11 protein-coding genes are annotated in these 15,503 nt (G+C 63.3%); 10 read left to right on the top strand and 1 reads right to left on the bottom strand.

Features of this window, described 5'->3' with window-relative positions; genetic code table 11:
- Positions 1-26: 26 nt before the first annotated feature.
- Positions 27-608, top strand: coding sequence for a DUF3501 family protein (locus tag ACO1XS_RS10990; RefSeq protein ID WP_486390681.1), 582 nt, complete (start codon positions 27-29; stop codon positions 606-608).
- 519 nt (positions 609-1,127) lie between these two features.
- Positions 1,128-2,129: a DUF6566 family protein gene (locus ACO1XS_RS10985; RefSeq protein WP_486390680.1), complete on the top strand. Its 1,002-nt coding sequence runs from the start codon at positions 1,128-1,130 to the stop codon at positions 2,127-2,129.
- Positions 2,130-2,263: 134 nt separating this feature from the next.
- Here the strand turns inward: ACO1XS_RS10985 and ACO1XS_RS10980 are convergent, their stop codons facing one another.
- Positions 2,264-3,829, bottom strand: coding sequence for a mannose-1-phosphate guanylyltransferase/mannose-6-phosphate isomerase (locus tag ACO1XS_RS10980; protein WP_414720253.1), 1,566 nt, complete (start codon positions 3,827-3,829; stop codon positions 2,264-2,266).
- A 322-nt stretch (positions 3,830-4,151) separates the two neighbouring features.
- Between ACO1XS_RS10980 and ACO1XS_RS10975 the strand changes: the two genes are divergently transcribed.
- The 8 genes from ACO1XS_RS10975 (at position 4,152) to ACO1XS_RS10940 (ending at position 15,273) form a co-directional block, all read left to right on the top strand.
- A complete protein-coding gene (locus tag ACO1XS_RS10975; RefSeq protein WP_440563524.1) occupies positions 4,152-5,543 on the top strand; it encodes an undecaprenyl-phosphate glucose phosphotransferase in 1,392 nt (463 codons plus the stop codon).
- A gap of 73 nt (positions 5,544-5,616) precedes the next feature.
- Positions 5,617-7,038, top strand: a complete 1,422-nt coding sequence (locus ACO1XS_RS10970; protein ID WP_486390679.1) for a UDP-glucose dehydrogenase family protein — start codon at positions 5,617-5,619, stop codon at positions 7,036-7,038.
- A gap of 18 nt (positions 7,039-7,056) precedes the next feature.
- On the top strand, positions 7,057-8,235 hold the full coding sequence (locus ACO1XS_RS10965) for a polysaccharide biosynthesis/export family protein (RefSeq protein ID WP_481579548.1): 1,179 nt from the start codon (positions 7,057-7,059) through the stop codon (positions 8,233-8,235).
- 4 nt (positions 8,236-8,239) lie between these two features.
- Positions 8,240-10,486: a polysaccharide biosynthesis tyrosine autokinase gene (locus ACO1XS_RS10960; protein WP_331570238.1), complete on the top strand. Its 2,247-nt coding sequence runs from the start codon at positions 8,240-8,242 to the stop codon at positions 10,484-10,486.
- On the top strand, positions 10,483-11,406 hold the full coding sequence (locus tag ACO1XS_RS10955; protein WP_331570240.1) for a glycosyltransferase family 2 protein: 924 nt from the start codon (positions 10,483-10,485) through the stop codon (positions 11,404-11,406). Before ACO1XS_RS10960 ends, ACO1XS_RS10955 begins: the two co-directional genes overlap by 4 nt.
- A complete protein-coding gene (locus ACO1XS_RS10950) occupies positions 11,403-12,890 on the top strand; it encodes an O-antigen ligase family protein (protein ID WP_486390678.1) in 1,488 nt (495 codons plus the stop codon). Before ACO1XS_RS10955 ends, ACO1XS_RS10950 begins: the two co-directional genes overlap by 4 nt.
- On the top strand, positions 12,887-14,110 hold the full coding sequence (locus tag ACO1XS_RS10945; protein WP_486390677.1) for a glycosyltransferase family 4 protein: 1,224 nt from the start codon (positions 12,887-12,889) through the stop codon (positions 14,108-14,110). The genes ACO1XS_RS10950 and ACO1XS_RS10945 overlap by 4 nt, the downstream gene beginning before the upstream one ends.
- On the top strand, positions 14,107-15,273 hold the full coding sequence (locus ACO1XS_RS10940; protein ID WP_331570246.1) for a glycosyltransferase family 4 protein: 1,167 nt from the start codon (positions 14,107-14,109) through the stop codon (positions 15,271-15,273). Before ACO1XS_RS10945 ends, ACO1XS_RS10940 begins: the two co-directional genes overlap by 4 nt.
- The last annotated feature ends 230 nt before the right edge of the window (positions 15,274-15,503 follow it).

The following is a 15,503-nucleotide window of genomic DNA, read 5'->3' as shown; positions in this document are numbered from 1 at the left end:
TTTCTTTTCTTGCAAGGAATTGGCCGATGACTATTTCCAGAGAATCGCTGATGACGCTCGAAGCCTACGCAAAAGCACGCAAGTCGATGCGCGACGAAGTGATCGAACATAAAAAGCAGCGAATGGTTCGCATCGGCAATCATTTGACCTTGATATTCGAGGACGAATTAACAATTCGCTACCAGATTCATGAAATGTTACACATCGAGAAGATTTTCGATGAGGAGGGAATTCGAGGGGAATTGGAAGCCTATTTACCTCTTGTTCCAGATGGAAGTAATTTGAAAGCTACAATGCAGATCGAATACGAGAACGAGGTGGAGCGGCGGGCCGCGTTGAAGCGGCTCATGGGCATCGAAACACACGTGTTTCTGGAGGTCGACGGGGAACCGCGCGTCTATGCCATAGCGGACGAAGACATGGATCGAGCCAATGATGAAAAGACCTCGGCGGTCCATTTTCTGCGATTCGAGTTCACCGCATCGATGAAGGAGCGCCTGCGCAACGGTGCGGGACTATCGGCCGGATGCGACCATCCCGCGTATCCCAGCCCTGTTGCCCGCATCGAATCACGCGTCGCCGCTTCCCTGGCGGGCGATCTGACCTGAATCAAGACGGCTCGCCGGCGCCAGCCGCGGGCCACGTCTGCTCGGCAATCCGCAAATAATGCCGACTCGAATGATGAAATTTATTCCGATTGGGTAGATGACGAATTTGCGTATGGAGGCTAAGCAAATTGCATGAGATGCGACAATTGGTTTTTTTTGTAATCGCCATGCATTATGCGTTTGCGCAGTCGCAAAAATATTCTAAGATAGCGACTCTTTGATGAGTTGCGGGCTGGCAGCAGCGTGCCCGGTATGGATCATCGAAACCCGGAATAGCATCGATTCAGCTTTGCATTCAAGTGAGGGTGCAGGCATCGATGGTACGCTTTCTGCACTCCTTTCCCACGCACGAGCGAGACCCCCTCTTGCGCTTCACCGGAGGGCAAATTCGCACTTTACCAGTGCGGATTTGGTCGTTATAGCCAAAATAACAATCATTTTGTGCAACCCGCGGCTCTTGTGAATGATCGTTCGCATGAGCCGAGCGTCGCAGCCGGGCCAGGCTGCGTGGAGAAGAATATGTATTTTGAAGAGTTGAACGACGACGAGTGGGCGCGTATTTCCGCGCTGGCGGCCGACGAACCTGTTCACCCGCATCGACGCGGCAGGCCTCGCGCCGAGACCCGCGTAGTGGCGAACGCGGTATTGTGGATTCTTACGACGGGGGAGCGCTGGTCGAAGCTGCCGGCACGCTATCCGTCAGGGCCGACGTGCCGGCGCCGCTTCGATGAGTGGCTCGCCGACGGCACTTTGTTCGAGATGGTCTCGATTCTCTCCGAAGGGGGGCGCGCATTCGCCTATGTGCCGCAGCCGCAGGCGACTGTCTTGCCCGAGCCCAAGCCTGAGCCGGCGCAGGAGTCGCCTCGCTTGCGCGGCGTGTTCTGGACCAACCCCGAATCGTGGCAGAACGCAGGCAGTTGCACGCAGCGCGCGGGCGATCTGCCGGTCGCCGCTTCGCGGCCCTTGCAGACAGCCGGCGATGCCTTGCGTGCCATGCATGAGCGCAGGTCGCTGGGCCTACCCTCGTTCAGCGCGAGCGAAGTGCATGAGCGCACGCACGACTACTGCGGCTATACCATCCGCGCGATGGCACAGCCTGTGACGCGACAAACGCCGCCCGCCTATCGTGCCTCGGCCGAAATCGCCAAGGACGGCAAGCGGATCGAGCGCTCGGGGCTGATCGGCCCTCGCTTCGAGGATCACGAGCGCGCGGAACGTCATGCGCTCGAATGGGCGCGCGACTGGATCGATCGCCAATCGAGCGCCTCCGTGGCGGCCAGCGCTGCCGAGGCGGCCGCATCGAGCGAGGATGCACTCGATCCCTCACCGTGCGGCGATCCCGATCAGCGTGGCGAAGCCAAGGACGCCGCCGCAAGACCTCTGCCCGCGCCGCTGTCGGCCATCGCTCCATCCATTGCACGCAGGCTCGACTCGGCCGTCGGGCGCCGCGCGCTCGACTGGCTGCCTTACCCTGAAGGGCATTTGGACCTGCTGACGCCTGTCGTCAACTATCGGGGATAAGTGCGAGCGAATGCAGCCCGGGACGCGCCGGGCTGAAGGCAGCGCGGTGGGAGCCGTCAGGAGGCCGTCAAAAGGAAAGCGGGCCATCGCTGGCCCGCCTTTTTGTGCGGGTTTGCCGCCCGCCGCGGGTGACGTTATTGGCGTCCGTACGTATCGTCGAAACGGACGATGTCGTCTTCGCCGAGGTAAGCGCCCGATTGTACTTCGATGATCTCGAGCGGTACCTTCCCGGGATTTTCGAGGCGGTGCGTCGTGCCGAGCGGGATATACGTCGATTCGTTCTCCGAAAGCAGGAACGATTCGCCGTCGCGCGTGACGCGGGCGGTCCCGCGTACGACGATCCAGTGCTCGGCGCGATGGTGATGCATCTGCAGCGACAGTTGCGCGCCGGGCTTCACGACGATGCGCTTGACCTGGAAGCGTTCGCCCGCATCGATGGAATCGTAGTAACCCCAGGGGCGATGCACTTTGCGGTGGACGGACGCTTCTGTGCCGCTTTCGGCGCGAAGCCGCGAAACGACTTTTTTGACGTCCTGCACATGCGATTTGTCCGCGACGAGCACCGCATCCGCGGTCTCGACGACGATGAGGTCGCGCGTGCCGACGCACGCGACGAGTCTGCCTTCGGAGTGAGCGAGCGTTTCTTGCGAGTCTTCGAAAAGGACGCGGCCGCGGCTCACGTTGCCGCTGTCGTCCTTGGGCAGGATCTGCCAGAGTGCGCTCCAGGAGCCGACGTCCGACCATCCGGCTGCAAGCGGCACGGCTACGCCGCGCGGCAACGTCGCGTCGGCGGCGAGGCGCTCCATGACGGCATAGTCGATGGAATTGGAAGGCGACGCGGCGAACGCGTCGCGATCGAGGCGGAAGAACTCCCCGTCCAGGCGGCCGCGCGCATGCGCATGCGCGCACGCTTCGTAGATGGCAGGCTCGAACCGGGCCAGTGCGTGCAGCCAGGTGGAGGCGCGCACGACGAAGATCCCGCTGTTCCACCAATACTCGCCCGAGGCGACGTACCGTTCGGCGAGCTCGAGATCGGGCTTCTCGACGAAGCGGGCGAGCGTGCGCGCGGCAAGGCCTTGCGTATTTGCCTCGGCGTCGTCTTCGATCGGCTCGCCGAGTCGCAGGTAGCCGTAGCCGGTCTCCGCGGCAGTCGGCACGATGCCGAGCGTCGCAACCATGCCCCTGGCCGCATAGCGCACGGCGCTTGCGATGGCACGGCGAAAGCTCTCGGGATCGGCAATGGCATGGTCGGCCGGCATGGCGACGATCAACGCATCGGCATTTTCGTCGGCTTGCGCGAGGGCATCGAGTGCCGCGATGGTCAGTGCGGGTGCGGTGTCGCGGCCGAGCGGTTCGAGCACGATACGCGCATTGACGCCGCGCGCGCTTAGTTGATCGGCGGTGGTGAAGCGATGATCGTCACCGCACACGACCATGATCCGATCGGAAAGGGCGAAGTCCGATTCGAGGCCGTCGAGGCGGTGCGCCGTCGATTGCAGCAGCGATTCGTCTCCAAGCAGCTCGATCAATTGCTTGGGATATTGCTCGCGCGACATGGGCCACAAACGGGTGCCCGAGCCCCCGGCCAGAATGACGGGTTGAATCTTGAACCGCGTATGCGCCATCGGCGATGGCGGCACAGCTCGTATCACCGGGGCGGCCGCTGTATCTGCATCGACGGTGGCGATCGGCGTGGTCATTTGAGCCTCCACTTGAGGTGAATTCGATGAGTCAAGTGTGGCAGCAAGAAATCGACAATAAAACGCGGGCGTGGGCCGGCGGGTCGGCGGAAAACGAGCGGTAGCCGGTGATAAAAAGGGAGGGAGGCGCACGTTCTGACGGCGTCGCAGGGCGGTTGGCCATCGAAATATGACGACTGCCGCAGTGCGATCAATAAAAAAATCAAAAAATAATCCGGAAAACCCCTCTGAAATATTTTTGAATATTCGTCTGCTTGCCCAGTTCTTTTTGATAGCGCTTGATGGATGCCCATGAATACACGGCTGAAATCGAGGTGTTGCGATGCTGGGCCTTCTCTCCCGGATGATCGATGTGGCGTTGGCGAGCCTGGGCGCGTTCGCCGCCGCCGCGCTGCATGCAGGGCACCCGGTGTGGCTCAGCGACACGCAGAGCATCGCCATGGCGTTCGACGACATGCTCGTCGTCGTCTTGTTTCCGGCGCTCGGAATTTATCGTTCGTGGCGCGGCAAGCCGCTCAACGATCTGTTGTGGCGCACGGCGCTCGCGTGGCTGATCGTGGAAGCGACCGGCGTGCTGATGAGCTTCAGCGTGCATCGTGTGGACGCGCTGTCGCGTTCGTGGCTTGCCTTTTGGGCATGCACGACGGTCGCTTTGCTGTTGGCGATGAAAGCGCTGGTTTATACGACGCTGAAGCGTCTGCGCCGGCAGGGGTTCAACCTGAAGTCCGTTGCGATCGTCGGCAAGGGGCCTTACGCGACGTTTCTCATCGAGCGTATGAAGGCCCGGCCCGAGGCGGGTTTCGCACCCGTTTGCGTTTTCGACGACGAGCCCGATGAGCTGCATCGCGCGCAAGCCGGGCGCACCATGGCCGGCGTGCCGCTCAAGTACGACTTCGACGAGCTCATCGAGCTCGTGAAGCGCAAAGAGGTGCGTGAGCTTTGGCTGGCGTTGCCGATGTCGCGGGAGCCGACCATCCATCGAATCGTCACGGCGTTGAAGCACGAGTTCGTGAACATCCGGTTCATTCCCGACGTGAGCAGCCTCACGTTGCTGAACCAGGAGGTCGTCGATTTGCTCGGCGTGCCGGCCATCAACCTGGCGGCCTCGCCGCTCGGCGATGTGCGTGCGTGGCCGAAGCTCGTCTTCGACCGGATGTTCGCGCTGGCTGCGCTGATCGTTCTCGCGCCGCTCATGCTCGTGATCGCGATGTTCGTGAAACTGTCCTCGCCGGGGCCGGTCTTCTTTCGGCAGCGGCGTTTAGGCGCCGACGGCGATACGTTCGAGATCTACAAGTTCCGGACGATGAAGGTGCACAAGGAGGTGCAAGGCAAGGTGACGCAGGCGACGCGGCACGATCCGCGCATCACGCGCGTCGGGCGCTTCTTGCGGCGTACGAGCCTCGATGAGCTGCCCCAGTTCATCAACGTGCTCAAGGGCGAGATGTCCGTGGTCGGTCCGCGTCCTCATGCACTCGAGCACGACGATCTCTACAAGGATCTCGTCAACGGTTACATGTTCCGGTATCGCATCAAGCCCGGCATCACGGGCTGGGCGCAGATTCACGGTTTTCGCGGCGAGACGGACCGCATCGAAAAGATGAGCGGGCGCGTCAAGCTAGATCTGTACTACATCCAGAACTGGACGTTCTGGTTCGACATCAAGATCGTGGTGCTCACGCTATGGAAGGGTTTTGCCGGCAGCAACGCATATTGATCCGAATCGGGCCATGCCGAGTTGCGGCGTGGCGTCCAACGTTTTCTTCGTTTTTTCTTGAGGCCATCGAAACATGAACGTGACCATCATCGGCTGCGGATACGTCGGTCTTGTGACAGGCGCATGTCTTGCCGACATCGGTAACGACGTCTGCTGCTTCGACGTCGACAAGAACCGTATCGACGTCCTCGAATCGGGCGGCATGCCGATTCACGAGCCGGGCCTGCGCGAGGTCGTCGCGCGCAATCGCGCGGCGGGCAGGCTGTCGTTTACGACCGAGGTGCGTCCCGCGATCGAGCACGGCGACGCGATTTTCATCGCCGTCGGCACGCCGAGCGACGAAGACGGCTCGGCCGATCTGCAATACGTGCTCGCAGCCGCTCGCGACATCGGCCGATACATGAAGGGGTTCACCGTCGTCGTCGACAAATCGACGGTGCCCGTGGGCACGGCCGAGCGCGTGCGCGAGACGATCGCCGAGCAACTGAAGCTGCGCAACGAGGACGTGCTGTTTTCGGTGGTCTCCAATCCCGAGTTTCTCAAGGAAGGCGCGGCCATCGAGGACTTTACGCGGCCGGATCGCATCGTCATCGGCTGCGATGACGATATGCCCGGCGAACGCGCGCGCGAGTTGATGAAGCGCCTGTATGCGCCTTTCAACCGCAATCACGAGCGCACGCTCAGCATGGACGTGCGCTCCGCCGAGTTCACGAAGTACGCCGCCAATGCGATGCTGGCCACGCGCATTTCGTTCATGAACGAGCTGGCCAACCTCGCCGAGCGCGTCGGCGCCGACATCGATGCCGTGCGCCGCGGCATCGGTTCCGATCCGCGCATCGGCTATCACTTCCTGTATGCCGGCTGCGGCTACGGCGGCTCCTGTTTTCCGAAAGATGTGCACGCGCTCGTTCGCACGGCGCACGAAAGCGGGCAGTCGCTGCAGATCCTGCAAGCCGTATCGGCCGTCAATGCCGCGCAAAAGCAGGTGCTCGCGCGCAAGATCGTGGCTCGTTTCGGGGAAGACCTGACCGGTCACACATTCGGTGTGTGGGGGCTCGCGTTCAAGCCGGAGACCGACGACATGCGCGAAGCGCCGAGCCGCGTGTTGATCGCGGCGTTGCTCGCGCGCGGTGCGCGCATCGTGGCTTACGATCCGGTCGCGATGACCGAAGCGAAGCGCGCGTTCGCGTCCGATCTGCGCGACGACGCCGGGGCGCTTGGCCGCCTGTCGCTCGTCGACGACCAGATGGCCGCGGTAAGCGGCTCCGATGCGCTGGTCGTCCTGACGGAGTGGAAGGCATTCAAGAGCCCGGACTTCGATGCATTCAAGCGTCTGCTCAAGCAAGCCGTCGTCTTCGACGGGCGCAACCTTTACGACCCGCTCGCCCTGGCCGAAGCAGGCATCGAATACCACTCCATCGGACGCCCCGATGCCACAGCGGCAGCGGCGCGTTCGAAACGACCCGGCGGCTCGGTCGCCGCCTATTCCGCTTGAGCTTGAGCCCGCGCATCTATGAATCGTAGCCTTCTTTCCCTGACCGCCATTGCACTTGTCGCGTCGCTCGTCGCCGGCTGCGCCGTCGCGCCGGGCAACGCGCTCGACACCTCGCACCTGCACGAAGAGGAGCCCACCGGCGCTGCACCGACATACGAAGTCCACCGTGTCACGGCGCAGACGATTGCCGAGCTCGTCGCGGCGCAGCAGGCCACGCCGCGGCCGCTGCCCCAATCGCACTTCCCGAGCCTCAAGCAGTACAGCTATCACATCGGGCCGCAGGACATTCTCGGCATTACGGTCTGGGATCACCCCGAGCTGACGACGCCGCAAGGCACGTCGTTCTCCTCGGGCGGCAACACGACGCAGACGGTTGCGGGCGCACTCGCTCAGCCTTACACGACAGCGCTGCCAGGACAGGCCGACCCTTACGGCCAGACCGTCGCCTCGGATGGTTCGATCTTCTTCCCGTTCGTGGGTCGCATTCACGTGGCCGGGCAAACGCCACAGCAAGTGCGCGATCGCCTTTCCGCCGCGCTCGCGCCGTATATCCATAATCCGCAGCTCGATCTGCGCGTGCTTGCCTACCGCTCGCAGCGCGTGCAGGTCACGGGCGACGTGCATTCGCCGGGGCCGCTGGCCATTACCGACGTGCCGCTCACGCTCGTCGACGCGATCACGCGCTCGGGCGGCGCGACCGATAACGCCGACTTGCAGCGCGTGCGCCTGACGCGCGGCGGGAAGTCATACTCGCTCGATGCCAACGGCCTGCTGGACCGCGGCGAGATTTCGCAAAACGTCATGCTGCAGGACGGCGATATCGTCAACATTCCCGATCGCACCGACAGCCGGGTCTTCGTGATGGGCGAAGTGAAGCAGCCCACCGCGGTGCAGTTGATCCGCGGCTCGCTGACGGTGGCCGATTCGCTGACGACGGCGGGCGGCATTCTCGATACCGACGCGAATCCGCGCCAGATCTATGTGATCCGCGGCATGCGCGCGCATCCGAACTCACCCGAGATCTATCGGCTCGATATGACGCAGCCCGATGCGTTGTTGCTGTCGACGCAGTTCCCGTTGCAACCCTTCGATGTCGTCTACGTCGGCACGTCCGCCGCGGTGCAGTTCAACCGCGTGATGCAGCAAATCCTGCCGACACTCCAGACGATCTTTTTCACGAAGCAGCTGACGAAGTGACGCTATGAAGACGAGCTCAAGCATTCTGGCCCAATCGATCGCACCGCCCCTACCGACGGCTTTTCAATCCGACGAGGACGATGTTGTGCTCGGGCAGCTGCTGCATGTCGTGCTCGACGATATCGGCTGGCTGATCGGCGTTGCCGCAACCATCATCGGCTTGGCGGCGCTTTACTGTTTTCTCGCCAAACCGATCTATTCGGCCGATGCGCACGTGCGTGTCGAGGCACCGAGCAGCGTCACGCAGGGGCTCACGCAGAGCTCGAACGGCGGGGCCGCGGGCGGCGGCGCATCGACATCGCTGCCGACCGACGCCGAGATCGAAATCATCAAAAGCCGTGGCGTGGTCGCGCCGGTGGTCGAGCAGTTCAAGCTCAACTATTCGGTGACCCCGAAGACGTTTCCCGTGCTCGGCGCAATTGCCGAGCGTCTCGCTTCGCCCGGGGAGCCGGGCAAGCCCTGGTTCGGCCTGTCTTCCTATGCCTGGGGCGGCGAGATCGCGGACGTGGATTCGCTTCAAGTCACGCCCGCGCTCGAGGGCAAAAAACTGACGATGACGGTGACGGGCGGCGATCACTACACGCTGCGCGACGAGCAGGGCAATCTGCTGCTCGATGGCGAAGTGGGCCGCATGGCCTCGGGCGGCGGTGTGACGATGCTCGTCAAGCAGCTCGTGGCGCTGCCCGGCACGCGCTTTACCGTCGTACGCTCGAACGACCTCGATGCGATCAGCGGCTTTCAGCTGGCGCTCGACGTGCAGGAGCAGGGCAAGCAGACCGGCGTGATCCAGATCTCGACGCAGAACCAGAACCCGGAGCGCGCGGCACAGCTCGCCAACGCCGTGGCGCAGTCGTATCTGCACGAATACACGAGCGCGCGGCAAGCCGACGCGGTGAAGATGCTGGACTTTCTGGAAAGCGAAGCGCCGCGCCTGAAAGCGGATCTCGAAAGTTCCGAGGCCGCACTGAGCGCCTATCAAGCGCAATCGGGCTCGATCAACCCGAGTGACGAGGCGAAGAGCTATCTCGAAGGCAGCCTCCAGTACGAGCAGCAGATTTCCGCGCTCCAATTGCAGCTGGATCAACTCCATCAGCGCTACGGCCCGAGCCATCCCGCCATCATCACGGCGCAGCAGCAGCTCGAGCGGCTCAAGGCCGATCGCGACAGTTTCTCCTCGCGGTTCCGCAATCTGCCTGCCAAGGAAGTGAAGGGCGTCACGTTGAAGCGTAATGCGAAGGTGGCGGAGGACATCTACGAGATGCTGCTCAACCGTGTACAGGAGTTGCAAGTTCAAAAAGTCGGTACCGGCGGCAACGTCCATCTGATCGATGCCGCATTGCGTCCGGGCGATCCCACGAAGCCGAAGAAGGCGCTGATCCTTTCCGCCGCGACGATGCTGGGCCTCATTGCCGGTACCGGTGTCGTCTTCATGCGCCGCAATCTGCTCAAGGGGATCGACGATCCCGAACGCGTGGAGCGCGCCTGCGGTCTGCCGTTGTATGGGCTCGTGCCGTCGAGCACCGAGGCCGAACGGCTCGATGCCGCGTATATGCGTCATCGCAAGGGTGCTCGGCCGATCCTCGCGCTCGCGAGACCGAACGACAGTTGTATCGAAAGTCTGCGCAGCCTGCGCACCTCGATGCAGTTCACGCTCGTCGAGTCGAAGAACAACGTGCTGTTGCTCACCGGGCCTTCGCCCGGTATCGGCAAGACGTTCATGACCGCCAATCTCGCCGTGCTGTTCGCCGATTCGGGCAAGCGCGTGCTGGCAATCGATGCCGACATGCGGCGCGGCACGCTGCACGAGTATTTTGGCGGGGGCCTGCAGGCAGGACTGTCCGAAATGCTGTCCGGTCAGATTTCGGTTGAAGAGGCGGTGCGCAAGACGCCCGTGCCGGGTCTCGATTTCATCCCGAGCGGCACGCGGCCGACCAATCCGTCCGAGCTGCTGATGTCGTCGAACCTGCACAGCTACCTCGACGCATTGGGCAAACGCTATGACGTCGTGCTGATCGATACCCCGCCGCTGCTGGCCGTGACCGATGCGTCGATCATCGCCGCGCATGCCGGCGCCTCTTTTGTCGTATTGCGCTCGGGCGTGCATGCCGAGTCCGATATCGCGGCGTCGCTCAAGCGGCTCGCGACGGCCGGCGTGCAGGTTCAGGGCGGTATCTTCAACGCAGTGTCGCCTCGCTCGCGCAGCTTCTCGCGCGCGGGCTATGCGGCGGTCCAGGAGTATCTGAACGCATGAAGCTGACTGTGCTCGTTCCCTCTTATCGCCGGCCCGACGATCTCGCGCGGTGTCTCAAGGCGCTGCAGCAACAGGTGCGGCCGGCCGATCAGGTCGTCGTCGTCGTGAGACCCGACGACTATGTCACGCATACCGTTCTGGCGGAGCCGGGGGTGACCGGCGCGCTCCCGCTCGAATGCGTGATCGTCGAAGCCAAGGGACTCGTCGCGGCGCTGAATCTCGGTCTCGAGAAGTCGGCGGGCGACGTCATCGCAATCACCGACGACGACGCCGCGCCGCACCGGGACTGGTTGCAGCGCATCGAGGCCGCATTCGCCGCCGAGCCCAAGCTTGGGGCGCTCGGCGGGCGCGACTGGGTGCACGAGCGCGGCCGCCTGCTCGACGGCAGGCGCGAGGATGTCGGCCGGATTTTGCTGACCGGCAAAATCATCGGCAATCATCATCTCGGCGTAGGCGGCGCGCGGGAAGTCGATCTGCTCAAGGGCGTCAATATGAGCTACCGGCGCGCGGCGATTCACGACATTCGCTTCGACGAGCGCTTGCGCGGCTCGGGCGCGCAGGTGCACAACGACATGGCGTTCAGCATGCGCGTGAAGCGGGCGGGATGGAAGGTGATGTACGACCCGCAAGTCGCCGTCGATCATTTCCCCGCGCCGCGCATCGGCGAGGATCAGCGCCATACGCAATCGGCGATCTCGATTTGCAACGCCGCGTACAACCTGCATCTGACATTGCGCGAGTATTTGCCGCCGATGCAGCGCATGCTCGCCTGGTGGTGGTGGACGCTCGTCGGCACGCGCGTCTACCCGGGTCTCGTGCATCCGTTGCTCGCACTCGTTTCGAAGAACGGCGCGACCGTGCGCGAGCGTTGGCGCGCGGCACGCCTCGGCGCGCACGAAGCGCGCAAGGTGACGCCGTGACGTTTGCCGCGGCCACTGCCCGGCCGGGCGTATCGGGGCGCTTTGTCAGTACGGACGCCAAGCACTGGCTGCCGCAGGCGCTGCTCGTGCTGGCTACGCTCGCGCTGTGCGCGGCGCACCAGGGCGCGTTGCTCACGCTTGCCTTTCCGGCGCTCTCGACCGCGGTCGGCCTCTGGCTGTATTTCAAGAGTCCGGCGCGCTACGTCGGCTTCGTCTGGTGGATGTGGTTTCTGAGCCCCGAGGTGCGGCGGCTTGCCGATTACTTCAAGGGCGCATTTACCCCCACGAGCATCGTGCAGGTTGCGCCCGTCGCGGTGACGATGATCTCCGGTTTCGTCTTGATCCGGCGCTATCGTCTGCTCGGAAGCTGGCGCGGTTTGCCGATGCTGCTGATCTTGCTCGGCATCGGCTATGCGTACATCGTCGGTATGACGTCGGTCGGGTTTTTCGCGGCGACGTACGACCTCGCGAACTGGATGTATCCGGTGCTGATCGGCATGCACATCATCGCCAACGCCCGCGATTTTCCGCAGTACCGGCAAGTCATCGTCTCGACGTTCGTTTGGGGCATGCTCGTCATGGGCGTCTACGGCATCGTTCAGTTCTTTCTGATGCCGCCGTGGGATGCGATGTGGATGATCGGCTCGCAGATGAACTCGGAGGGCGATCCCGTCCGCTACGGCGTGCGCGTGTTCAGCACGATGAACTCGTCGGGGCCTTTCGCGTTCGCGATGATGGGCGCGCTCGTGCTCGTACCGGCGGCGACGCAGCGCTTGCGCTGGGCTGCCGCCGCGGCGGGCTTCGCATCCTTCGGCTTGTGTCTCGTGCGTTCGACGTGGGGAGGCTGGGTGATCGCACTCATCATCCAGCTCGCCAAGTCGAGCAACCGGACGCGCGTTCGCACGATCCTCGGATTGGCCGTGCTGGCGGGTCTGTCCATGCCGCTGCTGGCGATCGGTCCGGTTGCCGACCGCTTGCAGGCGCGGCTGGAGACGATCACGAATCTGCACGACGACCACAGCTATGCCGAGCGTAACCAGTTCTATGCGACTTTCGCCGAGACGGCATTCACGAATATCGCCGGGATGGGGCTTGGCGCGACCGGTACTTCGACGAAGCTCACGCAGTCCGACAATCAACTCGGCAAATACGGCAATTTCGATAGCGGCGTCATGAACATTCCATTCGTGCTCGGCTGGCCCGGCACGCTGCTCTACTTGTCCGGCATCGGCTGGTTGCTGGCGCGTACCGTCCGGGCGTCGTTCGCGCTCAAGGACGACAAGTTCGGTGCCGCCTGTCTTGCACTTGCATGCTCGATGTTCGCGATGCTCGTGTTCACCAATTCTCTCGTCAGTACCGGCGGTTTGCTGCTCTATACGAGCATGGCGTCGCTGATCGCGGCTGCGCACTGGCGAAAGATGCAGCGTCAGCATGCGAGGATGCGGTTTGCCCCCTCCTTCGTCAGCGAGGCATTGACGCCATGAGATTAGCAATCGTCACGCATTCCGTCCGTCATAACGACGGCCAGGGACGCGTCAATTACGAAGTGGCGCGCGCGGCGCTCGCCGAAGGATGCGCCGTGACCCTCGTCGCCTCTCACGTGGCGCCTTCGCTGCTCGAACATCCGCGCGTGCGGTGGATACCGATCGAGATCGGCCGCATCTGGCCCGGTGCCTTGCTGCGGCACCAGCTCTTCGCGCTGAAAAGCGCCAAGTGGCTCGATGCGCATCGCGACGAATACGACGTGCTGCATGTGAACGGCTTCATCACCTGGGCGCAAGCGGACGTCAACACGTCGCATTTCGTGCACAGCGGTTGGCTGAAGAGTCCTTATTATCCGTTTCGGCTCGTGGGCGGCCCGCGCTCGGCCTATCAAGCCATCTATACCCGCTTGAACGCGCACCTCGAGCGGCGGGCGTACCGGCGTTCGAGCGTGGTCGCCGCCGTTTCCGAAAAAGTTGCCGACGAACTGCGCAATGCGGGCGTGGCCGACGAGAAGATCGAGGTCGTCCATAACGGTGTGGACAACGAAACGTTCGAGCATGCCTCGGGCTCACGGCAACGCTTCGGTTTGCCGGACGATGCGTTTTTGTTGCTGTTCGCCGGCGATTTGCGTACGCCGCGCAAGAACCTGGGCACCGTGCTGAGCGCGCTCGAGCAGTTGCCCGAGCGCGTTCAGGTGGTCGTTGCGGGGCGCGTGAAGGGCAGTCCGTATCCGGATGAAGCGCGCGCGCTCGGCGTGGCCGACCGTGTGCACTTTCTCGATTTCGTCGAGGACGTGCCCGGCCTCATGCGCTGCGTCGATGCGTACGTGTTTCCGTCGCGCTATGAGGCGATGAGCCTGTCGTTGCTCGAAGCGATGGCGGCCAGCTTGCCCGTGGTGACCGCGCGCACGGCGGGCGGTGCCGAGATCATCACGCCCGAGTGCGGCATCGTGCTCGACGATCCGGACGACAGCGCGGCGCTCGCTCGAGCGGTGGACCGGCTCGCGGGCGATGTGCGTCTGGCCTGTTCGATGGGCGTGGCGGCGGGCCGCGTGGCGCGGGACTTCGGATGGTCCCGCATGGGGGCGCGTTATATGGATATTTATCGCCGCGTATTGCGGGCGAAAGCTAGCGAGGCAGGCAACGGTGCCGGGCGCGGTATCGACGATGCGCATCCGGGTGCGCGTTGGGTGCCGAGCGAAGGGGGCGATTCGAAATGAGTCAAAGTGCCATCAAGTCGTTGCAGATCGGCATGCACTGGTTTCCCGAGCGGGAAGGGGGGCTGGATCGGATGTATTACTCGCTCGTGAACGCCTTGCCGGGCGCGGGCGTTTCGGTGCGCGGAATGGTGGCCGGCTCCCCGCGCGTCGAGCACGATACCGACGGCGCGATTCGCGGTTTCGGCTCGGCCGCGCTCGCGTTGCCGTTGCGCCTGATGGCCGCGCGCAAGGCGTTCGCACAGGCGATCAGCGTCGAGCGGCCCGATGTCATCTCGTCGCATTTCGCGCTTTATACGTGGCCTGGGCTCGATGTGGCGCGCGACATCGCGCGGGTTTCGCATTTTCAGGGGCCGTGGGCTGACGAAAGCGGCGTGGAAGGTGCCGCCACACTGGGGCAGCGCGCGAAGCATTGGCTCGAGCGCAGCGTCTATGCGCGTTCGACGCGCTTCATCGTGCTGTCCGAGGCATTCGGACAGATTCTGACCTCGCGCTACGGCGTGGCGCCCGAGCGCGTGCGTGTGGTGCCCGGCTGTGTCGATGTGGCCCGTTTCGACATCGATATCTCGCGCTCGCGGGCGCGGTCCCGATTGCAATTGCCCCAGGATCGGCCGATCGTCGTGGCGGTGCGCCGACTCGTGCGCCGCATGGGCCTGGAAGACCTCATCGATGCGATGGCGCGCATCAAGGCGCAGCGCGGGCCCGACGCCATGCTGCTGATCGCCGGCAAGGGCCGGCTCTCGGGCGAGCTGCAAGCCCGGATCGACGAACACGGCCTGGGCAACGACGTCAAGCTGCTGGGCTTCGTGCCTGATGACCGTTTAGCCGAGCTCTATCGGGCAGCGACGATCAGCGTCGTGCCCACCGTCGCGCTCGAGGGCTTCGGCCTCATCACGGTCGAATCGCTTGCCGCGGGCACGCCCGTGCTCGTTACGCCCGTTGGTGGACTGCCGGAAGTCGTGGCTGGCTTGTCGCGCGATCTCATCTTGCGTTCGACGGGACCCGAAGCCATCGCGGAGGGTCTGACCGACGCGCTCTCCGGCAAGCTGAAGTTGCCCGATGCGCGGCGTTGCCGTGACTTCGCCATGGCCAACTTCGACAATTCGGTGATTGCGCGGCGCGTGGCCGAGGTGTATCGCGAGGCCGTGAAGGAAGGACCGCTTTGAGCGACGAGAACAGCAGAGGCGACTCGCCTTTGCTGTCTTGGACGTTCATAAATAAATGTGAAAAATGCCGATAAAAAGAAAAATAGCATTAATGAACGTCAATTTCATTTTATTCGTCGTACTTCTGCAGCATTTCGACGCGGCGTCTGTCCAGACCATATGATTATTCGGCGCTTTCCCGCTCGGGGCGTTTCCGAGCTGGAAGGTCCCGATGCGCCAAAACCCTACGG

Source organism: Trinickia sp. (assembly GCF_057351765.1).
The sequence above is the reverse complement of the archived record's forward strand: the minus strand, read 5'-3'. Positions and strand labels throughout refer to the sequence as shown.